The sequence below is a fragment of the Mesorhizobium sp. W016 genome (assembly GCF_054719485.1).
In genome coordinates this window covers 5,089,533-5,113,719 of the sequence record NZ_JBTTIF010000002.1, presented here as the reverse complement: position 1 = coordinate 5,113,719, position 24,187 = coordinate 5,089,533, and the positions used below count along the sequence as shown (strand labels likewise).

Annotated in this window: 20 protein-coding genes; 8 read left to right on the top strand and 12 right to left on the bottom strand. The window is 63.6% G+C overall.

Going from position 1 to position 24,187, the window contains the following annotated elements:
- Positions 1-172: 172 nt before the first annotated feature.
- The 6 genes from melA (ACYG9V_RS25250) (at position 173) to melA (ACYG9V_RS25225) (ending at position 9,163) form a co-directional block, all read left to right on the top strand.
- Complete coding sequence (gene melA / locus ACYG9V_RS25250) at positions 173-1,639, top strand: alpha-glucosidase/alpha-galactosidase (protein WP_352763139.1); 1,467 nt, start codon at positions 173-175, stop codon at positions 1,637-1,639.
- Between the two features lie 98 nt (positions 1,640-1,737).
- Positions 1,738-3,849 carry an ABC transporter substrate-binding protein gene (locus ACYG9V_RS25245; protein WP_023691352.1) on the top strand — a complete coding sequence of 704 codons (2,112 nt, stop codon included), beginning with the start codon at positions 1,738-1,740 and terminating at the stop codon, positions 3,847-3,849.
- A 99-nt stretch (positions 3,850-3,948) separates the two neighbouring features.
- Entirely contained in the window at positions 3,949-4,956 is a 1,008-nt protein-coding gene (locus ACYG9V_RS25240; RefSeq protein WP_023668135.1) for an ABC transporter permease, read from the top strand.
- On the top strand, positions 4,957-6,093 hold the full coding sequence (locus ACYG9V_RS25235) for an ABC transporter permease (RefSeq protein ID WP_023687914.1): 1,137 nt from the start codon (positions 4,957-4,959) through the stop codon (positions 6,091-6,093).
- 10 nt (positions 6,094-6,103) lie between these two features.
- Positions 6,104-7,771 carry an ABC transporter ATP-binding protein gene (locus ACYG9V_RS25230; RefSeq protein ID WP_023691351.1) on the top strand — a complete coding sequence of 556 codons (1,668 nt, stop codon included), beginning with the start codon at positions 6,104-6,106 and terminating at the stop codon, positions 7,769-7,771.
- Between the two features lie 21 nt (positions 7,772-7,792).
- Positions 7,793-9,163, top strand: a complete 1,371-nt coding sequence (gene melA / locus ACYG9V_RS25225) for an alpha-glucosidase/alpha-galactosidase (RefSeq protein ID WP_031201500.1) — start codon at positions 7,793-7,795, stop codon at positions 9,161-9,163.
- A gap of 29 nt (positions 9,164-9,192) precedes the next feature.
- Here the strand turns inward: melA (ACYG9V_RS25225) and ACYG9V_RS25220 are convergent, their stop codons facing one another.
- Both ACYG9V_RS25220 and ACYG9V_RS25215 read right to left on the bottom strand, forming a co-directional pair.
- Positions 9,193-10,839, bottom strand: coding sequence for an acetolactate synthase large subunit (locus tag ACYG9V_RS25220; protein ID WP_352763136.1), 1,647 nt, complete (start codon positions 10,837-10,839; stop codon positions 9,193-9,195).
- 107 nt (positions 10,840-10,946) lie between these two features.
- Positions 10,947-11,834 carry an AraC family transcriptional regulator gene (locus tag ACYG9V_RS25215; RefSeq protein WP_023704666.1) on the bottom strand — a complete coding sequence of 296 codons (888 nt, stop codon included), beginning with the start codon at positions 11,832-11,834 and terminating at the stop codon, positions 10,947-10,949.
- Between the two features lie 99 nt (positions 11,835-11,933).
- Here ACYG9V_RS25215 and ACYG9V_RS25210 point away from each other — a divergent pair, with 99 nt between their 5' ends.
- Together ACYG9V_RS25210 and msuE are read left to right on the top strand one after the other, a co-directional pair.
- Complete coding sequence (locus tag ACYG9V_RS25210; protein ID WP_352763134.1) at positions 11,934-12,638, top strand: glutathione S-transferase family protein; 705 nt, start codon at positions 11,934-11,936, stop codon at positions 12,636-12,638.
- A gap of 132 nt (positions 12,639-12,770) precedes the next feature.
- Positions 12,771-13,331, top strand: coding sequence for an FMN reductase (gene msuE / locus ACYG9V_RS25205; RefSeq protein WP_352763131.1), 561 nt, complete (start codon positions 12,771-12,773; stop codon positions 13,329-13,331).
- A 139-nt stretch (positions 13,332-13,470) separates the two neighbouring features.
- Here msuE and ACYG9V_RS25200 read toward each other — a convergent pair whose 3' ends face one another.
- The 10 genes from ACYG9V_RS25200 to pcaQ form a co-directional block, all read right to left on the bottom strand.
- A complete protein-coding gene (locus ACYG9V_RS25200; protein ID WP_460222028.1) occupies positions 13,471-14,553 on the bottom strand; it encodes an IS481 family transposase in 1,083 nt (360 codons plus the stop codon).
- A 57-nt stretch (positions 14,554-14,610) separates the two neighbouring features.
- Positions 14,611-15,642 (bottom strand): hydroxyacid dehydrogenase, encoded by a 1,032-nt coding sequence (locus ACYG9V_RS25195; RefSeq protein WP_023729450.1) that lies wholly within the window; start codon positions 15,640-15,642, stop codon positions 14,611-14,613.
- A gap of 256 nt (positions 15,643-15,898) precedes the next feature.
- Positions 15,899-17,344, bottom strand: a complete 1,446-nt coding sequence (locus tag ACYG9V_RS25190; protein WP_023815845.1) for an aldehyde dehydrogenase — start codon at positions 17,342-17,344, stop codon at positions 15,899-15,901.
- A 94-nt stretch (positions 17,345-17,438) separates the two neighbouring features.
- Complete coding sequence (locus ACYG9V_RS25185) at positions 17,439-18,224, bottom strand: coniferyl-alcohol dehydrogenase (RefSeq protein WP_352763300.1); 786 nt, start codon at positions 18,222-18,224, stop codon at positions 17,439-17,441.
- Between the two features lie 2 nt (positions 18,225-18,226).
- Complete coding sequence (locus ACYG9V_RS25180; RefSeq protein WP_352763130.1) at positions 18,227-19,291, bottom strand: branched-chain amino acid ABC transporter permease; 1,065 nt, start codon at positions 19,289-19,291, stop codon at positions 18,227-18,229.
- A complete protein-coding gene (locus ACYG9V_RS25175; RefSeq protein ID WP_023685279.1) occupies positions 19,288-20,184 on the bottom strand; it encodes a branched-chain amino acid ABC transporter permease in 897 nt (298 codons plus the stop codon). Before ACYG9V_RS25175 ends, ACYG9V_RS25180 begins: the two co-directional genes overlap by 4 nt.
- Entirely contained in the window at positions 20,181-20,909 is a 729-nt protein-coding gene (locus ACYG9V_RS25170) for an ABC transporter ATP-binding protein (RefSeq protein WP_023685278.1), read from the bottom strand. The genes ACYG9V_RS25175 and ACYG9V_RS25170 overlap by 4 nt, the downstream gene beginning before the upstream one ends.
- The gene (locus ACYG9V_RS25165) at positions 20,906-21,646 is read right to left on the bottom strand and encodes an ABC transporter ATP-binding protein (protein ID WP_023691339.1); all 741 of its coding nucleotides are present in this window, start codon (positions 21,644-21,646) and stop codon (positions 20,906-20,908) included. Before ACYG9V_RS25165 ends, ACYG9V_RS25170 begins: the two co-directional genes overlap by 4 nt.
- Before the next feature lie 23 nt (positions 21,647-21,669).
- Positions 21,670-22,968, bottom strand: a complete 1,299-nt coding sequence (locus ACYG9V_RS25160) for an ABC transporter substrate-binding protein (protein WP_023733161.1) — start codon at positions 22,966-22,968, stop codon at positions 21,670-21,672.
- Positions 22,969-23,244: 276 nt separating this feature from the next.
- Positions 23,245-24,162 (bottom strand): pca operon transcription factor PcaQ, encoded by a 918-nt coding sequence (gene pcaQ, locus ACYG9V_RS25155; protein WP_460222027.1) that lies wholly within the window; start codon positions 24,160-24,162, stop codon positions 23,245-23,247.
- Positions 24,163-24,187: the final 25 nt, after the last annotated feature.

The following is a 24,187-nucleotide window of genomic DNA, read 5'->3' as shown; positions in this document are numbered from 1 at the left end:
GGAATAACGGCATAATCCAAATCCTGAGAACGCGAAAGACCCGCGGTCGAGGAGCGGGCGGGGAGGAGAACGAGCCGGAATTCCGGCTCGAATGGCATGCGCGCCAAGGCGGGCCGCCATTCCCTTTCCTGTTGCTCCTTACCCGGCATTCGAATGGATCGAGGTGAAGGTGATGAGTTTCAAAATCGCTATTATCGGCGCGGGCAGCGTCGGCTTCACCAAGAAGCTGTTCACCGACATTTTGTGCGTCCCGGAATTCAGCGACATCGAATTCGCGCTGACCGATCTCAGCGAACACAATCTGCAAATGATCAAGGCGATCCTCGACCGCATCGTCGAGGCCACCAAGCTGCCGACCAGGGTGACGGCGACGACCGACCGCCGCAAGGCGCTCGAAGGCGCGCGCTACGTCATCAGCTGCGTGCGGGTGGGCGGGCTCGAAGCCTATGCCGACGATATCCGCATTCCCTTGAAATACGGCATCGACCAGTGCGTCGGTGACACGATTTGCGCCGGGGGCATCCTCTACGGCCAGCGCAACATCCCGGTCATCCTCGACTTCTGCAAGGACATATTGGAGGTCGCCGAGCCAGGCGCCAAATTCCTCAACTATGCCAACCCGATGGCGATGAACACCTGGGCGGCGATCGAATATGGCAAGGTCGATACGGTCGGCCTCTGCCACGGTGTCCAGCACGGCGCCGAACAGATCGCCGAAGTGCTCGGCGCCAAGTCGCACAGCGAACTCGATTATGTCTGCTCCGGTATCAACCACCAGACCTGGTTCATCGATTTGCGGCTCAACGGCCGCAAGATCGGCAAGGACGAACTGGTGGCTGCCTTCGAGGCGCATCCGGTCTATTCGCAGCAGGAAAAGCTGCGCATCGACGTGCTGAAGCGCTTCGGCGTCTACTCCACCGAAAGCAACGGTCATCTCTCCGAATATCTGCCCTGGTATCGCAAGCGGCCGGACGAAATCACCCGCTGGATCGACATGTCCGACTGGATCCATGGCGAGACCGGCGGCTATCTTCGCTACTCCACGGAAACCCGCAACTGGTTCGAGACGGAATATCCGCAATTCCTCGAAGCGGCGTCGAAGCCGCTCGACGTATCGAAGCGCTCGAACGAGCATGCCAGCCATATTCTCGAAGCGCTGGAGACGAACCGCGTCTATCGCGGCCACTTCAACGTCAAGAACACCGGCATCATCACCAATCTGCCGCAGGACGCGATCATCGAATCACCCGGTTTCGTCGATCGCTTCGGCATCAACATGGCGTCAGGCATCACGCTGCCGGAAGCCTGCGCGGCCACCTGCATGGCTTCGATCAACGTTCAGCGCATGTCGGTGCATGCGGCTGTTACGGGCGACATTGACCTGCTCAAGCTCGCGGTGCTGCACGATCCGCTGGTGGGTGCGGTGTCGACGCCGGAAGAGGTCTGGCAGATGGTCGACGAGATGGTCGTCGCCCAGGCGCGTTGGCTGCCGCAATACGCCGATGCCGTGCCGGCCGCCAAGGAGCGGCTTTCGAAATCGATGGTGAAAACCCGCGACTGGGCGGGTGCGGCGCGGCGCAAAGTGCGCTCGATCGAGGAACTGCGCGCCGAAAAAACGGCTCTGAAACAGGCCGGCTGAGAATGCTGGCAGGCGGACAGCGGGAGGCCGGTTCGCCAATCAGCCGTCATGAATAGATGCGAGCAGCAGCAGACGTCGAAACATCTGGGAGGAACACAATGAGGAACTTTCGTGGAATTGGCATTCTCGCCGGGCGAAGAATTGGCATTCTCGCCGGGCTGGCGCTGAGCGTCTCGGCATCGGCGCTTGGCAGTGCATACGCGTCCGAGCCGACCACGCCGCCGGCGCCGGCGGCGTTTCCCGCCGAGGGCAAGATCAAATACGTCGCCCGCGATTCCATCCTGGAGTTCAAGGCGCTGCCCGAATATCACGAGCCCGAGTGGGTCACCGAGAAATACGTCAAGACTGGCAAGCTGCCGCCGGTCAAGGATCGCCTGCCGAAGGAGCCGCTGGTGTTCAAGACCGGCAACATGCCGGACGGCATCGGCGTTTATGGCGACACCATGCGCCACGTCATTGGCGGCCGGCCGGAAGGCTGGAATTATGGCGCCGGCCAGACCCAAGGATGGGGCGGCATCGACATCGGCCTTTCGGAATGCCTGACGCGCACCGCGCCTTTGTTCCAGGTCGAGGCCAAGGACACCGAGCCGCTGCCCAACCTCGCCAGGAGCTGGGACTGGTCGAAGGATGGCCACACGCTGACCATGCACCTGGTCGAAGGCGCCAAATGGTCTGACGGCGTTGCCTTCAATGCCGACGATGTCATGTTCTACTGGGACGATGAGGTCGTCGACCCCAATGTCTCGCCGTTGAACGGCGCCACAGCGGAAACCTTCGGTGTCGGCACGACGCTGAAGAAGGTCGACGATTACACCGTCGAGTGGACCTTCAAGGACGCTTTCCCCAAACAGTATCTCTACGCCATGGCCTATGGCACCTTCTGCCCCGGCCCAGCGCATATCCTCAAGCCGCAGCATCCGAAGTACTCGAAGAATACCTACGAGCAGTTCAAGAACGCGTTCCCGCCGGAATATATGAACATTCCGGTGATGGGCGCCTGGGTGCCGGTGGAGTATAGGCCTGACGACATCATCGTCTTGCGCCGCAATCCCTACTACTGGAAGGTCGACGAGAAGGGCAACCAGCTGCCCTATCTCAACGAACTGCACTACAAGCTGTCGACCTGGGCCGACCGCGACGTGCAGGCGGTGGCAGGGGCCGCCGACTTCTCCAACCTCGAGCAGCCGGAGAATTTCGTCGCTTCGCTGAAGCGAGCGGCGGACAAGGACGCGCCGGCCCGGCTCGCCTTTGGCCCGCGCCTGATCGGCTACAATCTGCGCATGAATTTTTCCGCCAATGGCTGGGGCAATCCCGACGAACGCGGCCAGGCGATCCGCGAGCTCAACCGCAATGAGGACTTCCGCAAGGGCATCACCATGGCGCTCGACCGCAAGGCGCTCGGCGACTCGCTGGTCAAGGGGCCGTTCACCGCCATCTACCCCGGTGGCTTTTCCTCGGGCACCAGCTTCTATGACCGCAACTCGACCGTCTACTATCCCTTCGACATCGAGGGCGCCAAGGCGGAACTGGCCAAGGCTGGTCTCAAGGATACGGATGGCGACGGCTTCGTGAACTTCCCGGCCGGGACCGCCGGCGGCAAGAATGTCGAGATCGTGATGCTGGTCAACAATGACTACGGCACTGACAAGAGCCTCGCCGAAGGCGTCGTCGGCCAGATGGAAAAGCTTGGCATCAGGGTCGTGCTCAACGGCCTCAACGGCACCCAGCGTGATGCCTCGCAATATTCCGGCCGCTTCGACTGGCTGATCAGGCGCAACGAGCAGGAGCTGACTTCCGTCGTGCAGAATACCGTGCAACTCGCGCCCGTCGGACCCAAGACCAGCTGGGATCACCGCGCGCCCGAAAGCGGCGTGGTCGACCTGATGCCGTTCGAAAAGGAGCTTGTCGACATCGTCAACAAGTTCGTCTCCTCGTCAGACAATGACGAGCGCGCCAGCCTGATGAAGACGTTCCAGAAGATCTCGACGGAGCATGTCTACAATATTGGACTGACCGAATATCCCGGCGCCCTGATCATCAACAAGCGCTTCTCCAACATCCCGCAGGGAACGCCGATCTTCATGTTCAACTGGGCCGAGGATTCGATCGTGCGCGAACGCGTCTTCGTCGCCGCCGACAAGCAGCAGAAATACGAACTCTTTCCCGACCAGCTTCCCGGCAAGCCCGGCGACAAGGGTCCGACGAACTGAGTTTCCTCCCCTGGCTGACGCCCGGCCGCGCTGCGCGCGCGGCCGGGACGGAGTAAGGTCAGCGGCAACAGATTAGATCCAAGGAGGAGAAACGGTCCGATGCTGCGATTCCTGGCCATGCGCATAGCATCGGCGGTGCCGGTCATGGTCATCCTGAGCCTGGTCACCTTTGCCATCATCCAGGCGCCGCCGGGCGACTATGCCGACTATATCCGTTCGCAGCTCATCAACCAGGGCGGGGCGTCTTTTGCCGAAGCCGACGCGCAGGCGCAGGCCTATCGGGTCGAGCACGGCCTCGATAAACCGCTGCCCGTCCAGTACCTGAACTGGGTCGCCGGCATCATCACCCGCGGCGATTTCGGCTACAGCCTCTATTACAACAAGCCGGTCGCCGCAGTGGTCGGCGAGCGGCTGCCGCGCACGCTGCTGCTGGCATTGGTCTGCCATCTGCTGGCGTCGGTGCTCGGCATCACCTTCGGCATCTGGGCGGCGACCAGGCAATACACATGGATCGACTCGGTGCTGTCGGCCATCTCCTTCCTCGGCATGACGGTGCCGCGCTTCCTGATGGCGCTGATCATCGTCTATCTCCTGGTCTTCCAGTTCAACGTGTCGGAGATCGGCAGCTTCTTCTCGCCGCAATATGGCGGCGCGCCGTGGTCGTGGGCGAAATTCGCCGACCTCGTCAAGCATGTCTGGCCGGTGGTGGCGATCGCCACCTTCGGCGGGCTCGCCTACAATATGCGCGTCATGCGCGGCAATCTGCTCGATACGCTGAACGCGCAATATGTCGAGACGGCCAAGGCCAAGGGCCTGACCGGCAGCGCCGTCGTCATGCGCCATGCCGTGCCCAACGCACTGCACCCGCTCATCATGTATCAGGGCGTGGTGCTGCCCTACATGCTGACCGGCGAGATCGAGACGGCGATCATCTTTGCGCTGCCGACGGTCGGGCCCGCCATCGTCGGCTCGATGGCGGTCGGCGACGTTTATGTCACGGCGACCTTCATGATGGTGCTGTCGGCAACGCTGATCGTCGGCAACATCATCGCCGACATGCTGCTCGCGCTGCTCGATCCGCGCGTACGCCAGTTCAGGGAGAGCTAGATGCTGGCGCGTGACCCATCCCCGCCGCCGCCCCCGGCTGAAGCAACCGCGATTGCGACCCCACGCGGCAATGAGAGCTATATGGCGCTGGTCTGGCGCCGGCTGAGGCGCTCCTGGACCGGCATGGCCGGGCTGATCCTTGTCGTGCTTCTGGTGCTGATGGCGCTGTTCGCCGATTTCTTCGCGCCGATGGACCCCAAGGTGACCGATGTCGCTTTCGCCCCGCCGCAAGTGATGAGTTTTCACGACAGAGACGGGAATTTCGTGCTCCAGCCGCGGGTCTATGCGCTGGCGGATTCTGCAGACCTCGACCCGGTCACCTTCCAGCCGGTCGTCGGGCCGGATTACGAGCATCCGCGCCTGCTCGGCTTCTTCGTCAAGGGCGCCGACTACCGGCTGCTTGGCCTGATCCCCGCCAACCGGCATTTCTTCGCTTCGGCCGACGGCCAGCCGGTGCATTTTCTCGGCACCGACAAATTCGGCCGCGATGTGTTGTCGCGCGCCATCCAGGGCTCGCGCGTCTCGCTGATGATCGCGCTGACGGTGGTGTTCATCATCACCGTCATCGGCACCACAGTCGGCATGGTCTCGGGCTATTTCGGCGGCCGCTTCGACGTCTGGATGCAGCGCTTTGTCGAGCTGGTGCTCGCCTTCCCGCAATTGCCGCTCTATCTTGCGCTGACGACGCTGATCCCGGTGACCGCGCCGACCAACGTCTTCCTCGCCTTCGTCATCATCGTCATGTCGGCGCTGGGCTGGGCGCAGATGTCGCGCGAGGTGCGCGGCAAGACGCTGGCGCTGGCGCGGATCGACTATGTGCGCGCTGCCATGGCGGTTGGCGCCACCGACATGCGTATCATCATGCAGCACATTTTCCCCAATGTGATGAGCCACGTCATCGTCGCCGTGACGATCGCGATCCCGACGGTGGTACTGCTCGAAGCCTTTCTCGGCTTCCTCGGCTTCGCCGTGAAACCGCCGCTGATCTCATGGGGGCTGATGCTGCAGGACACGGCTACCTATTCGGTCATCGGCACCTATCCGTGGATCCTGTCGCCGGTCGGCTTCGTGCTGATCACCGTCTTTGCCTTCAACGCGCTGGGCGACGGCCTGCGCGATGCCGTCGATCCCTATTGAGGTGGCCGGGATGACCGTAGCGCTCGCAGCCACCTTCGCACCAGCCGTCCGGCTCGACCATGCCGGCCGCCACGACCAACCCATCATCGATGCCCGCAACATCGAGGTCGCCTTCAAGGTCGAGCACGGCGTCGTCGACGCGGTGAAGGATGTCTCGTTCCAGCTCTATCGCGGGGAGACGATCGCCATCGTCGGCGAGTCCGGTTCCGGCAAGTCGGTGACGGCGCGCGCCGTCATGGGGCTCTTGTCAAAGCGGGCCACCGTGTCGCCGAAATCCACCATCGACTATTGCGGGCAGGACATACTGAAATTCCCCGAGAGCGCCCGGCGCAAGTTGCGCGGCAATCGCATCTCGATGATCTTCCAGGAGCCGATGAGCTCGCTCAACCCGATCTATACGGTCGGCAGTCAGATCGTCGAGGCGATCAGAGTGCATCGAAAGGTCAGCCGCAAGCAAGCCTGGGCGCGGGCGCTCGAGCTTTTGCGGCATGTCCAGATCCCCGAGCCGGAAGCGCGCATCAAGCAGTATCCGCACCAGATGTCGGGCGGGCAGCGCCAGCGCGTGATGATCGCCATGGCGCTCGCCAACGACCCCGATGTGCTGATCGCCGACGAGCCAACGACAGCGCTCGACGTCACGGTGCAAGCACAGATCCTCAATTTGATCCGCAATCTGCAAAAAGAACTCAGGATGGCGGTCATCCTGATCACCCACGACCTCACCGTGGTGCGAAAATTCTCCGACTATGTCTATGTCATGCAGCATGGCGAGATGTGCGAGCACAACGTCACCGAGCGGCTGTTCGCCGACCCGCAGCATGCCTATACCAAGCGGCTGCTCGCTTCAGAGCCGCACGGCAAGCCGCAGCCGCTGCCGGAAAACAGCGGCACCATCCTCGAGGCCCGCGATATGCGCGTCTGCTTCATGCTACGCCATGGCAGCTTCCTGAAGCCGGACTGGCGCGAGCTGGTCGCCGTCGACGATCTCGGCCTGAAGCTTTGCCGCCACGAGACACTGGGGCTGGTCGGCGAATCCGGCTCCGGCAAGACCACCTTCGGTCTCGCCTTGCTCAGGCTCACCGAGGCCAAGCGCGGCGAGGTCAGCTTCGACGGCCAGCCGATCCACGGCCTGTCGCGCGCCGGGATGCGGCCGCTGCGCTCGCGCATGCAGGTCGTTTTTCAGGATCCGTTCTCGTCGCTCAACCCGCGTATGACGATCGGCCAGATCATCGAGGAAGGGCTGGTCGTCAACAGGATCGGCACGACACGGCGCGAGCGGGTCGGTCGGGTTCGCGACGCCCTGGTCAGCGCCGGCATGCCCGGCGATATCCTGTCGCGGTTCCCGCACGAATTTTCCGGCGGCCAGCGGCAGCGCATCGCCATTGCCCGAGCCATCGCGCTGGAGCCCGAATTCATTCTGCTCGATGAACCGACATCGGCGCTCGACCTTTCGGTGCAGGCGCAGATCATCGACTTGTTGCGCAAGCTGCAGGACGAACGCGGCCTTAGCTATCTCTTCATTTCGCACGACCTCAAGGTGGTGCGCGCGCTCTGCCATCGCGTCATCGTCATGCAGAACGGCAAGATCGTCGAACAGGGGCCCGTCGACGAGGTCCTCACCCATCCCAAGACCGCCTACACCGAACGGCTCGTCAGGGCCGCCTTCGACGTGGCGTAGCAAAGTGCCGGAGGTTTAATAGTGGCAAGACATCCCAGGATCACCTTCATTGGCGCGGGTTCGACCGTGTTCATGAAGAACATTGTCGGCGACGTGCTGCAGCGCCCATCGCTGTCAGGCGCGACGATCGCGCTGATGGACATCAATCCGCAGCGGCTGGAAGAGAGCGCCATCGTCGTCAACAAGCTGATCGCGACGCTGGGCGTGAAGGCGAAGGCCGAGACCTATTCCGACCAGCGCAAGGCGCTCGCCGGTGCCGACTTCGTGGTCGTCGCCTTCCAGATCGGCGGCTTTGAGCCCTGCACCGTCACCGATTTCGAGGTGCCGAAGAAATACGGCCTGCGCCAGACCATTGCCGACACGCTCGGCGTCGGCGGCATCATGCGCGGCCTCCGGACCGTGCCGCATCTGTGGAAGATCTGCGAGGACATGCTGGCCGTCTGCCCCGACGCGATCATGCTGCAATACGTCAACCCGATGGCGATCAACACCTGGGCGATTTCAGAGAAATTTCCTGACATCAAACAGGTCGGCCTCTGCCATTCGGTGCAGGGCACGGCGATGGAACTGGCGCACGATCTCGACATTCCCTACGACGAGATACGCTACCGCTCGGCCGGCATCAACCACATGGCCTTCTACCTGAAGTTCGAGCACCGGCAGCCGGATGGCTCTTACCGCAACCTCTATCCGGACCTGGTCCGCGCCTATCGCGAGGGCAGGGCGCCGAAGCCGGGCTGGAACCCGCGGTGCCCCAACAAGGTGCGCTACGAGATGCTGACGCGTCTCGGCTATTTCGTCACCGAAAGCTCCGAGCATTTCGCCGAATACACGCCCTATTTCATCAAGGAAGGCCGCCCCGACCTGATCGAGAAGTTCGGCATTCCGCTCGACGAATATCCCAAGCGCTGCATCGAACAGATCGAGCGCTGGAAGGGCCAGGCCGAGGCCTATCGCTCGGCCGACCGCATCGAGGTCGAGCAATCGAAGGAATACGCGTCCTCGATCATGAACTCGGTGTGGACCGGGGAGCCTTCGGTGATCTACGGCAATGTCCGCAACAATGGCTGCATCACCTCGCTGCCGGACAATTGCGCCGCCGAGGTGCCGTGCCTGGTCGACGGCTCCGGCATCCAGCCGACCTATATTGGCGAGCTGCCGCCGCAACTCACCGCGTTGATACGCACCAACATCAATGTGCAGGAACTGACGGTGCAGGCGCTGATGACCGAAAACCGCGAGCACATCTACCACGCGGCGATGATGGATCCGCATACGGCCGCCGAACTCGATCTCGACCAGATCTGGGCGCTGGTCGATGAGTTGCTGGCGACACATGGCGACTGGCTGCCGACCTGGGCGCGTGTGAGCGCCAAGGTCCGGGCCGCCTGAGCGCTGCTGCGGCGGTATCTACTCCACCGTCAGGCCTCCGGTGGCGCCGGCAACCGGTGGCGCAGTTCCTCGACCAGCACGCGCTCGTTCTCCGAATAGTCGATCGGAACGACGACGAGATGGACGCCACCGCCGGCAAAAGCCTGTTCAAGCGTCGATTGTATTTCTGAGACGGCGCCGACCCTGGTTCCCTTGGCGCCATAGGCCTCGGCATATCTGACGAAATCGGGATTGCCGAAGGTCATGCCGAAATCGGGGAACTGGTCGACCGCCTGCTTCCAGCGGATCATGCCGAAAGCATTGTCCTCGATGATCAGCACGACCAATTTGAGCTTCAGCCTGACGGCGGTTTCCAGTTCCTGGCTGTTCATCATGAAGCCGCCATCGCCGCAGATCGCCATGACGCGGCGGCCGGGATAGAGCATCGCGGCCGTCATCGCCGAGGGCAGGCCGGCGCCCATCGTGGCCAGGGCGTTGTCGAGCAGCAGCGTGTTGGCGACGCGCGTGCGGTAGTTGCGCGCGAACCAGATCTTGTACATGCCGTTGTCGAGCGCCAGGATGCCATCGGCCGGCATCACCGCGCGCACGTCATGCACCAGACGCTGCGGCGTGAAACGGTCTTCGGTGGCGCGGGCGGCAATGCGGCTCAAAATCCCTTCGCGCAGCGGCAGTAGCGCCTGCGCGTTGGGGATCTTGCCTTCGAGGCGGTCGGCAAGCAGCCTGAGCGAAGCGCCGATGTCGCCGACCACTTCGGTCTGCGGGAAATAGACCTGCTCGACATTGGCCGGCTGGTAACCGACATGGATCACCTTCGGTCCCTTTTCGCCCATAATGAAGGGCGGCTTCTCGATCGTGTCGTGGCCGATAGTGATGATGAGGTCGGCCTGTTCGATGGCCTCATGCACATAGTCGCGCTCGGAGAGCGCGGCGGTGCCCATGTAGAGTTCGGTGCCGCCGGGCACCGTGCCCTTGCCCATCTGCGTGGTGAAATAGGGAATGCCGGTCCTGATCACGAACTGGGCGAGGTCGGACGTCGAGCGCGGCCGCGATGCGGCGGCGCCCAGCATCGCCAGAGGACGCTGCGCCTTGATGATCATCTCGGCGGCGCGGTCGAGCGCAAGCGGGCTGGCCAGCGGAAGCTCGACCGGATGCGGCGGGATCAGCGCGACATCGTCGCACTCCTCGGCCGCGATGTCTTCGGGCAGTTCCAGATGCACCGGTCCCGGACGCTCCTCTTCGGCAATCCGAAACGCTTCGCGCACCACGGCGGGAATGGTCTTCGCCGAGATGATCTGGCGTGACAGCTTGGTCAGCGGCTTCATCGCGGCGACGATGTCGACGATCTGGAAGCGGGCCTGGCGCGACGACCGGATGCCCTTCTGCCCGGTGATCATGATCATCGGCATGGCGCCGAGCAGCGCATAGGCGGCACCCGTCGTCAGGTTCAGGGCGCCGGGTCCCAGCGTGGTGATGCACACACCTGGCTTGCCGGTGAGCCTGCCATGGGTGGCGGCCATGAACGCCGCCGCCTGCTCATGACGGGTGAGGATGAGCTGGATCGAGGATTTGCGGATGGATTCGACGACGTCCAGGTTTTCTTCGCCGGGAATGCCGAAGATGCGATCGACGCCCTCATTCTCGAGGGCGGCAACAAGCAGGTCAGAACCTTTGGGCACGAAGCATCTCCTGGGCAAAGCGGCGGCGAACCGCGTCGGGATATGATCAGACATAGTGCTGGCAAAGCCCTAGCGCGAGGCGCGGCCGCCGCCAATATCGCTCTGCCTTACAGATCCTTCCGTTTCCTGAATTGGCCGGGCGAGACGCCGGCGTGGCGCCTGAAGGCGGTGGAGAAGGCGGCTTCCGAGCTGTAGCCGACCGCCTCGGCGACTTGGCCCAGGCTCTTGCCCTCGTGCAGCAGCCGGCTAGCCTGCCGCATGCGGCAGCCGAAGAGATAGGCCATGGGCGCTTCGCCGACGAGATCGCGAAAGCGGGCGGCAAAGGTTGCCCTGGAGAGCCCGACCGCGCGTGCCAGGGTCTCGATCGTCCAGCCGTGGCCATAGGCTTCATGCAGGGTCGCGAGCGCTCTGGCGATCGCGGGGTCCTGCAATCCCCTCAGCCAACCTGGATTGTCCATGCTTTCCAGACCGGAGCGCAAGGCGCGCGTGACGATGGCCCCAGACAGGCGAGCCATTACTACGTCGCTGCCGGGACCTTCGTCGGTCGCTTCCACCAGCAAGGCCTCGACATAGCCACGCAGCCATTTGGGCAGACGGCCATTCGATCCCCGGATGTGAACGATGCGCGGCAGGCCGGCAAGTGCCGGATGGTCGGCGTCGCGAAAGGCGAAGGCGCCGCACAGGATGACGGTCTTTTCGCCTTCGCCGCCGCTGCGAATACGCCCGGCTGCGGTTTGGGTCGCCAGTTCGGCGGCGGGGACGTTCGCGCTTTTGAGCGCGCCGGGCGACCGCAGCACATGCGGATCGGCGCGCGGTGCAATGATCAGGTCGCCGGCATCGAGAGGCTCGACATCTTCCTCACCGAACACCGCCTCGCATCGCCCCTTGATGACGACGTGAATGCCGCGAAGTCCAGCCTGGCTGAACGAGATCGCCCAGGGCGCGGCCAGTTCGAGGCGCCGGTACCCGGCGGCTGCGAAGTGCAATTCGCGCATGAGGGTAGCCAGGAGATCCACGCTTCGCTCCAGAAACAGACGATCGATAAATCAATCCAGACGCTGTCGAATAGCGCGCCGGCCTTACTGGACCTAGCTATGCCCGACAGGCCGCTTGTCGGCGATAACGAAACTCAGGAGTTATTCATGCCGCCAATCGAGCTTTTTGTCGCGCAGCTTTGTCCCTATGCGCACCGTGTCAGGCTCGCCCTTGCCGAGAAAGGCCTGCAGGCGACGGAAATCGAAATCGATCTGCGCAACAAGCCGGCGGGGTTCCTGAAACTCACGCCGACGGGAAAGGTGCCGCTGCTGCGCCATCAGGGGCAATATGTCAGGGAGTCGGCGATCATCTGCGAATATCTCGATGATGCATTCCCCGAACGGCCGATTTTCCCCAGGGATGCTCATGCCCGCGCTGAGGCGCGCATCTGGATCAGCTTCGCCGACACGCAGCTTTACGCCAGGACGGCAACCATGATGCACAGTTCCGACGCTATGGTTCATGAGCGGATCAAGGCCCAGCTTGCCGACGATCTGCGCTTTGTGGAACAGCATGCCTTCGCCCTGCGAGGGGCGGACGAACGGTTTTTGCTGGGCTCGGAATTCAGCGCCGCCGACATCGCCTTCTATCCCTGGTTCGAACAGCTGTGCGTGCTTGAGAAATATCTGGGCTTCGTCATGCCGACCGAATGCGAGCGCCTGCTGCGGTGGCAGGAAACGGTTGCCGCCAGGGAGGCGGTGCGGACCTGCGCAAGGTCGCCCGGCTTCTACCTGGAATCCTATGGCCCGCTTCTCGCGGCCTGAGACGAGCGGGCAACGGAAAAAAATTCCTCACTATGGTGCTGCAAGGTCAGTCATTTGCTTCTTGCGGCAGGCGCAAGCCTGTAAACATGCGGTATGAAGCGGGCCTGCCCGCCGCGCAAGAGGTGCCAGAATATGCCCAATCCAACCGTCGTCGGGTTTTCCGGCAATTTCACCCGGCCGTCCAAGACGCGCGGCTTCGTCGACCAGGTCGTCAGGGACATTGCGCGCCAGCATGGATTGTCGGCGAGTACCTACGACATCGAAGACCTCGGCCCCTCACTTGGCGCTGCCAAATGGGCGCGCGATCTCGACGGTCAGGCGCGGGCAATCTTCGACAGCGTCGTCAATGCCGATGTGCTGGTGGTGGGGTCGCCGACCTACAAGGGCAGCTACACCGGCCTGTTCAAGCACTTCTTCGATCTGTTCGATCCCGCTTCCTTGCGCGGCAAGCCGGTGGTGCTGCTTGCCACCGGCGGTAACGATCGCCACGCGTTGATCGTCGAGCACCAGTTGCGGCCGCTGTTCGGCTTCTTCGAGGCGCTGACGCTGCCGACAGGGGTCTATGCCACGGACAAGGATTTTTCCGATGGCGTGCTGCGGGCAGAACCCATCCTGAAGCGCGTCGATCAGGTTGTCGGCGAGGTCGGGCTGGTGCTGGCCAATCGCTCGGCAGCCGGCGTTGCTGCCCGATAGAGCGAGGCGAGCAGACCGCCTCCGGCTTTGCTCGGGAGTGAATAAAAAGGCCCGCCACCGACGCGAATCGTGACGAGCCTCCTTGGAGTAGGCCAGGCCTCCCACAGCCCGATTGCTTTCAAAATCAATACCCCGCCGGCTACGCCTGGCGGGGTATCGATAGTAGGATCTGGATCGAATGGGAGCGATCCGGCTGAAAAACGCCAATGCCGGAAGGTTCCCGGTCATCCTGAGCGGCGACGACAAAGGGGTTTTGGCCAACTGCGAAATCCATCTCAGGCGGATTTCTCGCGACAACTAGATGTTTAGTCCCAAGGTTTGAAGGGTTGGATCGAGCCTGAATCCTTCGGGCTCTTTTGTCCAGGTTTTGCAGATCGGCGAGATGCTGGCGCAGTTGGTCATGGCTCTCGTAGTAGAAGCGTTTGACGGTCGCATCCTTGATCGTGCGGTTCATGCGTTCGACCTGGCCGTTGGTCCATGGGTGCCTTGGCTTTGTCGTTCGGTGGTCGATATCGGCCTTGGCGCAAGTATGTTCGAAGGCGTGCGCCCATATGATTTCTCCCGCCGCCATGGCTTCCTTGATCAGCGGAACGGCCGAGCCGCCGGCACCTGGGGTCGTGAACTGAATGCCGTTGTCGGTAAGCACTGTGTGGATCTTGTAAGGGACAGCATCAAGAAGATGGCGCAGGAAATCGGCGGAGACCGCTGTCGTTGCCTTCTCGTGCAGCTCGACGAAAGCGAACTTCGAGGTCCGATCTATGGCCACGAACATATGCAGCTTGCCCTGCTCGGTTCGGACCTCGGCGACGTCGATATGGAAGTAGCCGATTGGATAGGCCTTGAACTTCTTCCTTGCCGGCTTGTCGCCCTCGACATCCGGCAACCTGCCTATCCCGTGACGCTGCAGGCAGCGATGCAAGGATGACCGCGACAGATGCGGGATCGTCGGTTGGAGAGCATAGAGGCAATCGTCCAGTGGCAGCAGCGTATAACGCCGAAAGGCGACGATGACCGCCTCTTCCTCAGTCGATAGCACTGTCGACTTCGGATCTCTGGGGCCAGTCGGAAGATCGGCGGCCGACGTCCGGTTCCTCCACTTCCTAACAGTCTTCTGATAGATGCCGTAGCGCTTCGCCCGCGCCCTCAGGCTCTCTTGACTATGCTGTATCGCTCGACGGATCGCCTCTGTCGTCGTGGCGCTCCCATGAAGAACCTGGCCCATAGCGCATCCTATGATTCGGACGAAAAGTATGCGCCATCAAAGCCTGGGATCAAACAGCTAGTTCCTGTCCGCCGGCTTCGAACGCATCCTTGACACCGTCTCGCGCTCGGCGCGCTTGGAGCGCAGAGGCGGCAGGCCGCGGTCGATCAGGTCCATGTCCTCCAGCACCATGTCGCCCATGCGCTTGAAGGCGATGTCAAGCGCACCGGCGCGGTGGGCGGAGCGCAGGAAGCCGGGGATCGTGCGGACCGGATGGTCCTGCGCCAGCGGCTCTTCAGGGAAGACATCGCTGGCGGCGACGATGTGGCCGCTTTTCACCGCCGCCATCAGGGCAGGGAAGTCGACGACGCCGGCGCGGCTGAGCAGGATGAAGGCGGCGCCCTTGCGCATACTTGCAAAGGCCTCAGCGCCGAGGAAACCCTGGTTCTCCGAGGTCACCGAAGCGACGACGAAGACGAAATCGCTTGATGTCAGCACCTCGTCCAGCGAGGCCGGCTTCACCCCATTGTCGATCAGGATCGACGGCGGCAGCCAAGGGTCGAAGACCTTGGTGCGGGTGCGAAAACCCGACAGCAGTCGGTTGAGCGCACGGCCGAGATCGCCGAAGCCGATGATGCCGACATCGGCGCCGGACAGAAGCCGCGCCGTCAAATTGCCGTCACCGCCCCACAGCTCCTCGCCTTTGCGGAAGGCGAGGTCGGCATCGACGATGTTGCGGGCGAGGTTGAGCGCCATGGCGAGGCCAAGCTCGGCCACCGGCTCGGCGAAGACGAGGCCGGTGGTGACGACATGGATGCCGCGCGCAAACAGCGTCTCATAGGGCATGTTGTTGATGAGGTTGGTCTCGACATTGAAGACGCAACGCAGCGCCTGCATCTGGTCCAAGGTCTCGGGCGAGATCGGCGGCTGGCCGATAATATAGCGGGCTTCGGCCAGCACGTCGGCGGGCAAGTTCGCCACGCCCTCGGCCGTCGTCTCGACGACGCGGTAATGCGCCTTGAGGCGCGCCAGCTGCGGTGGGGTGAAGATCAGGTCGAGCGTGCGTGGTTCCGGCGCGCTGATGACCAGCGGCAGGGCTTTGTTTGGCATAACGACTCCTCCCCGGCGCGATGCGTATCGCGTATTCTTGCTTTGCACTTGTGGTAGTCCCCAAAACCGCTTGCCGCCTTCCGGCGGCATGTGCTTGAGGGGTAAAATACCCACCATTAAACGATTTACAACTCCGGGAGGGGCCGCCGATCGCGCGGCTCGAGCCTTGCCGGGTTTTGATGCGGGAATCCGTTGGCTCGCCAGGCAACCGGCCCTGAGGGCTCCTTCCCTTCTCCCCCTGTCGGAGAAGGTGCAGTCAAAACGGATAGTGCTGCCCCGGATCCTCGATGGTTAGCCAGCGCAGGTCGGTGAACTCGGCAATCGAGGCCTTGCCGCCGAAGCGGCCGTAGCCTGAACCCTTGACGCCGCCGAACGGCATTTGCGCCTCGTCGCCGACGGTCGGGCCGTTGATGTGGCAGATGCCAGCTTCGATGCGCGCGGCAACCGCCATGGCACGGCGGATGTCGCGGCTGAACACGGCTGAAGACAGGCCGTATTCGGTATCGTTGGCGACACGTACCGCTTCGTCCTCGCCCTTGACGCGGATCACCGGCTTGACCGGGCCGAAGGATTCTTCCGAATAGACGCGCATCGCCGGCGTCACGTGGTCGAGCAATGTCGCCTCGACTACGGTTCCGGTGCGCTTGCCGCCGGCCACAAGCCTGGCGCCCTTGGCGACGGCGTCGGCAACCAGTTCTTCCATCTTGTCGGCGGCTTGGCCGCTGATCAGCGAACCGAGCACGACATGGCCGCGCGGGTCGCCGGCAGGCAGCTGCGCGGCGCGGGCGGCGAGCTTGGCGACGAATTCGTCGGCGACCTTTTCATCGACGACCAGACGCTCGGTCGACATGCAGATCTGGCCCTGATGCATGTAGGCGCCGAAGGTCGCCGCATTGACCGCGGCGTCGATGTCGGCATCGTCGAGCACGACCAGCGGCGCCTTGCCGCCGAGTTCGAGCAGCGCCGGCTTCAAGTGACGGCCGGCGAGTTCGGCAATGATCCTGCCGACCTTGGTCGAGCCGGTGAAGTTGACACGCCTTACGGCGGGGTGCGCGACCAGTGCCTCGGCGATTGTCGCTGCGTCCTTGGGATCATTGGTGACGACATTGATGACGCCCTTGGGCAGGCCGGCCTCGACCAGCACCTGCCCGATCAGCCGGTGTGTGCCTGGGCACATTTCCGAAGCTTTCAGCACAACCGTGTTGCCGCAGGCGATCGGCATGGCGATGGCACGAGTACCGAGGATGACCGGTGCATTCCACGGCGCGATGCCGAGGCAGACGCCGGCCGGCTGGCGGATCGCCATGGCCAGCGTGCCGGGCTTGTCGGAGGGAATGACCTCGCCCGAAATCTGCGTCGTCATGGCGGCTGCCTCGCGCAGCATTTTGGCGGCGAGCATGACGTTGAAGCCGGCCCAGGGGCCGGTCGCGCCGGTTTCTTCCATCATCAATTTGGTGAATTCGCCGACCTTGGAGTCCATGACATCGGCCGCCTTGGACAGCAAAGCGCGGCGCTCGCCCGGGCCGGTCTTCGACCACGTCTTGAAAGCGGCAGCAGCGGCTTCGACCGCGGCATTGGCGTCGGCGATGCTGGCTGCGGCAGCGCGGGTCGCCAGCTTGCCGGTGAACGGGTCCATGCGCTCGTAAGAGGCTGAGCCGGAGGCATCCCTTTTGTCGCCGTCGATCAGAAGTCCGATGTCCATTGTTCTCTCCCTCGCTCGCCGTGGAGCGTCTTTTCTATCTATTATCGACCACGATCTGATCCGAACACCGGCTCCCACTTTTCGGGATCATGGTCTAGAAGCCGAGCACCTCGGCATTGATCGATGCTTCAAGCCCACCGTCAACCGGCACATTGACGCCGTTGACCCAGCGTGCGCCGTCCGAGCACAGGAACAGCACGACAGGCGCGATGTCGCCCGAGGTTCCGGCGCGCCCGACCCTGGCGATGTCGCTGTCCACGCGGGCGTCACCCAGCACATTGCGGAACTGTTTGAGGATCGGCGTCTCGACCGGGCCGGGGCTCACTGCATTGACGCGGATGCCGCGGCTCCTGAACAGGTCCTGATGTGCGGCGCGCTGCGTCCACAACAGCAGCAGCTCCTTGGAAACGGGATAGCCTTCCTCGTTCTTCACCTGATGGTCGGCGATCATCTTCGCCACATCGGGAAAGCCTTCGATGCCGACCATCGATGCCGCGCGGTTGAGATTGGCGCGCCAGCCATAGCCGGCGATCGAGGCGACGTTGACTACGGTGCCGCCTTCACGAAGTCTTGGTGCGAGGCCTTCCGAGAGCGCGCGCAGGCCGTAGAAGTTGACGGCCAGTGTCGACACCGCACCGGTGTTGCCGGGGAGGCCGGCGACATTGCAGAGCGCATCGATGCGCTGCGGCAGGCGCCCGATGAGATCGACGACGCCGGCCTTGAACGAGATGTCGGCCTTGACGAAGAAGCCGACCGGTGCGGCAGGTTCACGCACGTCGACGCCGATCACGTCAGCGCCCAGTTGGCCGGCAAGTTCCGCGGTGCGGGCGCCGATACCGGACGCGACACCGGTGATGAGGATGGTCTTGCCGAACAGCATGGTCACGCCTTTTCACTATGTGTTGCGGTCTGTTGCGGCGAAGGCGTGGCGTCGCTATCGCCGGCGTTTGCCGGCAGCCTGACCCGGTAGCCGACCGGTAGCAGGCGCAGGCCAAAGCGCTCCTCCAGCGTTCCCCACAGGCCGCGCGGCAGGAAGAGCGAGAACAGCACCGCCGTGGCGCCGAGGCCGATCAGATACCAGACGCCGGTGCCGCCGAACCAGGTCTCGATGAGGAAGAACAGCAGCGCACCCAGAATGGCGCCCTCGAAGGTGCCGATGCCGCCGACCAGGACCATGAAGATCATGTAGGCGGTCCACTGGACGTTGAAGTAGGTTTTCGGCTGGAAGGTGATCGACGTGGCCAACCACAGCGCGCCGGCCATGCCGATGCCGAAGGCGGCGAGCACGAAGAGCAGCCGCTTGGTGCCGGTGACGCGCACGCCGACCGATGCCGCGGCCTCCTCATTGTCCCTGATGGCGCGGATGGCCGCACCCGTGCTGCCACGCAGCAGGCTAAACAGGGTGGCGAGCAGCGCCGTCATCGCGGCCAACGCCAGCCAGTAGATCGTCGCCCGCCTGACGCCGGCGTCATAGACGTTGAGCGAGATCAGCGACGTCCCGGTTTCGCCTTGCACCAGCCGGTCGAGATTGACCAGCAGATGGGTGAGCGCGGCGATCACCCACATGCCGATGGCGAACTCGCCGTTCTTAAGCTTCAGCATGAACAGCGACATCGGCCAGGAGATCGCGCCGACGATGATCGCCGAAACGAACAGCGAGGCGAACGGGTTGAGGCCGGCATCGGCCAGACGGATGGCGAAATAGGCGCCGAGGCCGAAGAACACCTGCTGTCCAACCGAAACCAGCCCGCCGAAGCCGGCCAGCGCGTTCCACATCGCTGCCAGGATCACATAGATGAACAAGGCGGTAAGGCGGTCGACGGCGCCGGCCGACAGGAAGTGCGGCGCGATGCCAAGCAGCGCGATGATGACGACGACCGCAATCGCCGAGATGCGCGAGGCGGAGGTGCCGCGCTCGATGACGGGGTCGTTTAAAACCGCGCTCATGATGCTTTCCTCGCGGGCAGGCGCAGCAGGCCGCGCAGGCCAAGGCCGGAGGTGGAGAGCCGGATGAACAGCACGATCAGGAAGGCGACATGGCCGCCGATCAGAAAACCTTGCGGATGGATCTGCGCGCCGAGCGTCTGGGCGAGCGCCAGAACGATGCCGCCGACCAGCGTGCCCCATAGCGAACCGGCGCCGCCGATCACCGCCGCCTCGAAGGCGAACAGCAATTGAGGTGCGCCGGTATAGGGATCGAAGGTGGCGCGCATGGCGAGGAAGGCGCCGGCCAGCCCAACGGTGACCATGGCGATGGCGGCGGCGAGGGCATTGGCGCGGCGCGCATCGACGCCGACGAGACCGGCCGTGTCGGGATCTTCCGACGTGGCGCGGATCGAGCGGCCAAGCCTGGTGCGGGTGAGGAACAGCTGCAGTCCGCCAAGCAAGATGACGGCGGCGGCGAACATGATCACGGCAAGCTTGCCGACATAGATGCTGCCCGGCCATTCCCAGGAATCGTAGGAGAGGCTGCCGATATACGGCGCCAGCGAACGTGTGTCGGCGCCGAACTGCTCGAACAGCGCATTGTCGATGACGATGGCGAGGCCGAACGTGGTCAGGATCGGCAGGAGCGCGCCGCCGCGGGCGCTGCGCTCGAGCAGGAAGCGCTGCAGCGCCCAGCCGATGGCCGCCATCAGCGGCAGCACGATGAGCAGGCCGACGAAGGGCGAGATATGGAATTGCGAGGCGAGCCACCACAGCGCGTAGGCGGAAAACACGGCCAGGCTGCCATGCGCGAGGTTGATTATGCGCATCACCGAAAACATGAAGGAGAGGCCGCAGGCGATCAGCGCGTAGTAGCCGCCGAGCAGGATGCCCTGGACGATCTGGTTGCTCATGCCGGCACACTCCCGGCGCTTTTTCTGTGCAGACCAAAATAGGCTTTCGTCACTTCATCGCGGGACATGCCCTTGCTCGGGCCTTCCAGCGCGACGCGTCCTTCGAGCATGCAGATGACCTTGTCCGAGACCGAGAGCGCGCGATTGAGGTCCTGTTCGACCAGGATGATCGTCGTGCCGGAGCTGATCAGGCCTTGCAGCGAAGCGTATACGCGGTCGACCACCAGCGGCGACAGGCCGAGCGAGACCTCGTCGAGCAGCAGCAGTTCGGGATTGCTCATCAAAGCGCGGCCGATGGCGGTGGCCTGCTGCTCGCCACCGGAGAGATGCCCGGTCTTGGCATGGCGGCGCGGCTTCAGATTGGGGAACGTGTCGAGCACTCGTTCCACGCTCCAGTCGCCGGGACGGCCGGCGGTCTTGCCAAGCAGGAGGTTCTCCTCGACCGTCATTTGCACGAACAGTTTTCGCCCTTCCGGCACCAGCGCGACGCCCATGCCGACGCGCTTGTGCGAGGGAACGCCGGTGATATCGGCGCCATTCAGCAGCACGCGGCCGGCCGTCGGCTCATGGGCGCCGGCGATCGCCCGCAGCAGCGTCGTCTTGCCGGCGCCGTTGGCGCCGACCAGCGCCAGCGTTTCGCCGCGCTCGATCGTAAAGCTCACACCGCGCACCGCCTGCAACAGGCCATGGCGGACGACCAGATTCTCGATTGCGAGCAGGCTCATTTCGGGCCTCCGCCGAGATAGGCGCGCACGACTTCCGGGTCGGCCATCACCGCTTGCGGCTCGCCATCGGCGATGATCTTGCCGGCGTCCATACAGATCAGCCGCTCTGCCACCTGCAGCAGGATGTGGACGATGTGCTCGATCCAGACGATGCCGATCTTGCGGCGGCGCAATTCCTTGATGGTATCGACAAGTTCGCTCGCCTCGCCATCGGTCAGTCCGCCGCCGATCTCGTCGAGCAGAAGCAGCGTAGGCCTTGCCGCGAGCGCGCGGGCAAGTTCCAGCCGCTTGCGGTCGAGCAGGCCGAGCGTTTCGGCGCGCCGGTTGGCCACGCCCATCATGCCGCACAGTTTCAGCGACTCCAGCGCCTCTTCATAGGCCTCGTCGCGGGCGAGACCGGCGCCATGCGACGCGGCAACAAAAACGTTCTCGAACGTGGTCATGCCGCTGAACGGCTTGGGCACCTGGTGCGTGCGCACCAGGCCGAGACGACAGCGCGCTGTAGCCGGCATCGCGGTCACATCGCCACCCTTGAAGGCGACCGTGCCGGCGCTCGGCGGGAAGGCGCCTGATAAGATGCTGAGCAGCGTCGTCTTGCCGGCGCCGTTCGGGCCGACGATGCCGACGGCCTCATCGGCATTCATGGCGAAGTCGACATCGTCGAGCACCACCAGCGCGCCGAAGCGTTTCTGGATGCCGGCAGCGCGGAGGATCGCGGCGTTTGCTGAACCGTTCACGATGCGATCCCCGTAGCCGTCCGTCAGCCGTTATACGGCTGGAGCTTGGCCTCGACCGGAACCTTCGGGTCGGTGGCGTTCTCGGTCACGACGTAGTCGAGCGGGAATTTGCCGCCTTCCTTGGCCGCCACCCATTGGGTGCCGATGATCGGGCCGGGAGAGACATTGGCGACCGGGCCGCTGGTGAAGTCGACCTTGCCGATCATGGTCTCGGTGTTGAGCGTGCTCAGCGCCTTGGCGACGGCCGCCTTGTCCTTGGCGTCGGTGCTTGCCTTCAGCGCCTCGAAGCCGGCGTCGAGCAGCGACATCGAGGCGCCGAGCTGCTGCGTCCATTGCTTGCCGCTGGCGGCCTCATAACCGTCGGCCAGTTCGATTCCCGAAACGCCGGTCAGCGGCGACTTGTAGGGAAAGGCCTTGTGCCAGTAAGCGGCGCTCGAAATCTTGTTGCCGAGATCGCCCAGCGCCTCGATGTCGGACGGGAACAATCCGGTCTTGGCGACCTGGCAGATCTTGATCTGCTTGATCAGGCCTTGCTGTGCAGCCTGACGCCAGAAGGCGGCGAAGTCCGGCGGGATCGGGAAGGAGTTGAAGATCTCGACGCCTTCCTGCTTGAACAGCGCGATCTGCGAGGAATAGTCGGTGGTGCCGGTCTCGTAGGCGCCGGGATCGACGATGGTGAAACCCTGCTTTGCCAGCAACGGCGCCAGATGGGTGCGGATGGCATTGCCGTCTGCGTCGTTGGGATACATGACGCCGACCTTCTTGTTGGTCTCGATCAGGTTCCATTGCGAGATGTAGGTCCGGAAGAACTCGTCGACGCCGAAGCCGAAATGATAGGTCCATTTGAACGGCGAGGGTTCGCCGGGCTTGGCGCCGCGGCCGAAATACCAGGCCTCCCACGGCATGACGGTGGAGAGGCAAGGCACGCCGGCGGCTTCGCAGGCGTCGGCGACCGGGTTGATCACCTCCGGCGTCGACACCGCCAGCATCAGGTCGACGGCCTGGTTGTTGATGAGGTCCTTGGCGAGCTGGCCGGCGCGCGACGGGTCGGATTGCGTGTCCTGGTCGATGATCTCGACACTGTATTTCTTGCCGCCGATGTCGAGGCCGTTGGCGAGCGCCTTGCGGGCGAGATCGAGCACATAGCCGTCGGTCTGGCCGAAGCCGGCGAGCGGCCCGGTGCGCGGGCTGACAAAGCCGACCTTCAGCGTGTCGGCGGCCTGCGCGAATGCCTGGCCGCGGCTGAGCGCAAGTGCCGCGCCGCCGGCGAGCGATGTGGCGATGAACTGGCGCCGCGAGACGCCGGATTTGCTTGAGGTCATGCTGGTATTCCTCCCTTTCCTGACGGCACCTGGAGGTCACCGCCGGCCTGCTCAAAATCGATGCCGCCCGTTCTTAAGATCGGAGATCGCCCCGGCAGGCCTTGAGGCGGCAGCGGAACGCCGCCAATGCCGATAACGGCACGATTTCGATCCTCCCATCGTCACAGTGCCCTAGGTGTTTGGTTTGGTAAAATGATATTTTGCGGTGTTTCGTTAACCAACAGGTTATGGAAATACGGCTGAAGGCCCGCTCTGCGCCAGATTGGCGAAAGGTGCTCAGGCGTTCTGGCTGGCCGCCTCGCGAATGGTCTGCAGCAGGATGGTGAAGGCCGGCGAAGGCGCAGTGTCGGTCCGCATCGTCAGGCCGACCGGCCCTTTGGTTTCCTCGGTGTTGACGGGCAAGGCGACGAAGGCGCCGCTGGAGAGTTCGTTGGCGACGACGCCTGTCGATATGATCCAGACCGCATTGCTTTGGCGCAGGAAGGCACGGCCGAAGGAATCCGAGACGGTCTCGATCTCGGTCGCAGGCGCCGTCATGCCGTTGGTGATGAACAGGCGGTCGACGAAGGGGCGGATGACCGACTCCCGCGTCGGCATCAGCACCGGGAATTCATCGAGCCGGGCGAAGATGTCCTGGCCCGGCTGCAGCAGCGGATGGCCGGCCCTCACCACGAACAGCACCGGTTCGGAATAGAGATGCTCGAAGAAGAAGCCGGTCATGTTTTCCGGCGCCGCAAGCCGGCCGACGACGAGATCGAGCGCACCGACGCGCAACTGTTCCAGCAGGACCGCGTTCTCGCCGGTGACGATCTTGATCGCAGCACCGGTATTTTCACTCAGGAACAGGCTTATGGCGCGTGGCATCACCTTGGCCGACACTGTCGGGAGCGCGCCGATGCGGATCGGATGCCGGTTGATGGCGCCGTCCTGGCGGACGGAATTGACGCCGCGCTTCAGTGCCGTGATCGCCGTGCCGGCATGGCCGAGAAAGATTTCGCCAAGCCGCGTCACCCTGATGCCGCGGCCGTCGCGTTCGACGACAGCGATGCCAAGCGCCTCCTCCAGTTCGCGCAGCGTCTTGGTCACGGCCGGTGGGCTGACATGGAGAAAGTCGGCCGCCCTCGCCACGCTGCCTTGCCGCGCTACCTCAAGGAATGCCTGCAGGTGACGGAACCTTATGCGGCTTTCGGACATGTTCTCATAACCTAGCAGTTAACGA

Bases quoted from the DNA above. Each gene is read 5' to 3' on its own strand.
- ACYG9V_RS25190 (WP_023815845.1), bottom strand. From the start codon at position 17,344: ATGGACATCGGACTTCTGATCGACGGCGACAAAAGGGATGCCTCCGGC.
- ACYG9V_RS25210 (WP_352763134.1), top strand. From the start codon at position 11,934: ATGCCCGACAGGCCGCTTGTCGGCGATAACGAAACTCAGGAGTTATTC.
- ACYG9V_RS25200 (WP_460222028.1), bottom strand. From the start codon at position 14,553: ATGGGCCAGGTTCTTCATGGGAGCGCCACGACGACAGAGGCGATCCGT.
- ACYG9V_RS25160 (WP_023733161.1), bottom strand. From the start codon at position 22,968: ATGACCTCAAGCAAATCCGGCGTCTCGCGGCGCCAGTTCATCGCCACA.
- ACYG9V_RS25195 (WP_023729450.1), bottom strand. From the start codon at position 15,642: ATGCCAAACAAAGCCCTGCCGCTGGTCATCAGCGCGCCGGAACCACGC.
- melA (WP_352763139.1), top strand. From the start codon at position 173: ATGAGTTTCAAAATCGCTATTATCGGCGCGGGCAGCGTCGGCTTCACC.
- ACYG9V_RS25215 (WP_023704666.1), bottom strand. From the start codon at position 11,834: ATGCGCGAATTGCACTTCGCAGCCGCCGGGTACCGGCGCCTCGAACTG.
- ACYG9V_RS25240 (WP_023668135.1), top strand. From the start codon at position 3,949: ATGCTGCGATTCCTGGCCATGCGCATAGCATCGGCGGTGCCGGTCATG.
- pcaQ (WP_460222027.1), bottom strand. From the start codon at position 24,162: ATGTCCGAAAGCCGCATAAGGTTCCGTCACCTGCAGGCATTCCTTGAG.
- ACYG9V_RS25175 (WP_023685279.1), bottom strand. From the start codon at position 20,184: ATGAGCAACCAGATCGTCCAGGGCATCCTGCTCGGCGGCTACTACGCG.
- ACYG9V_RS25245 (WP_023691352.1), top strand. From the start codon at position 1,738: ATGAGGAACTTTCGTGGAATTGGCATTCTCGCCGGGCGAAGAATTGGC.
- ACYG9V_RS25230 (WP_023691351.1), top strand. From the start codon at position 6,104: ATGACCGTAGCGCTCGCAGCCACCTTCGCACCAGCCGTCCGGCTCGAC.
- ACYG9V_RS25170 (WP_023685278.1), bottom strand. From the start codon at position 20,909: ATGAGCCTGCTCGCAATCGAGAATCTGGTCGTCCGCCATGGCCTGTTG.
- ACYG9V_RS25235 (WP_023687914.1), top strand. From the start codon at position 4,957: ATGCTGGCGCGTGACCCATCCCCGCCGCCGCCCCCGGCTGAAGCAACC.
- msuE (WP_352763131.1), top strand. From the start codon at position 12,771: ATGCCCAATCCAACCGTCGTCGGGTTTTCCGGCAATTTCACCCGGCCG.
- ACYG9V_RS25180 (WP_352763130.1), bottom strand. From the start codon at position 19,291: ATGAGCGCGGTTTTAAACGACCCCGTCATCGAGCGCGGCACCTCCGCC.
- ACYG9V_RS25185 (WP_352763300.1), bottom strand. From the start codon at position 18,224: ATGCTGTTCGGCAAGACCATCCTCATCACCGGTGTCGCGTCCGGTATC.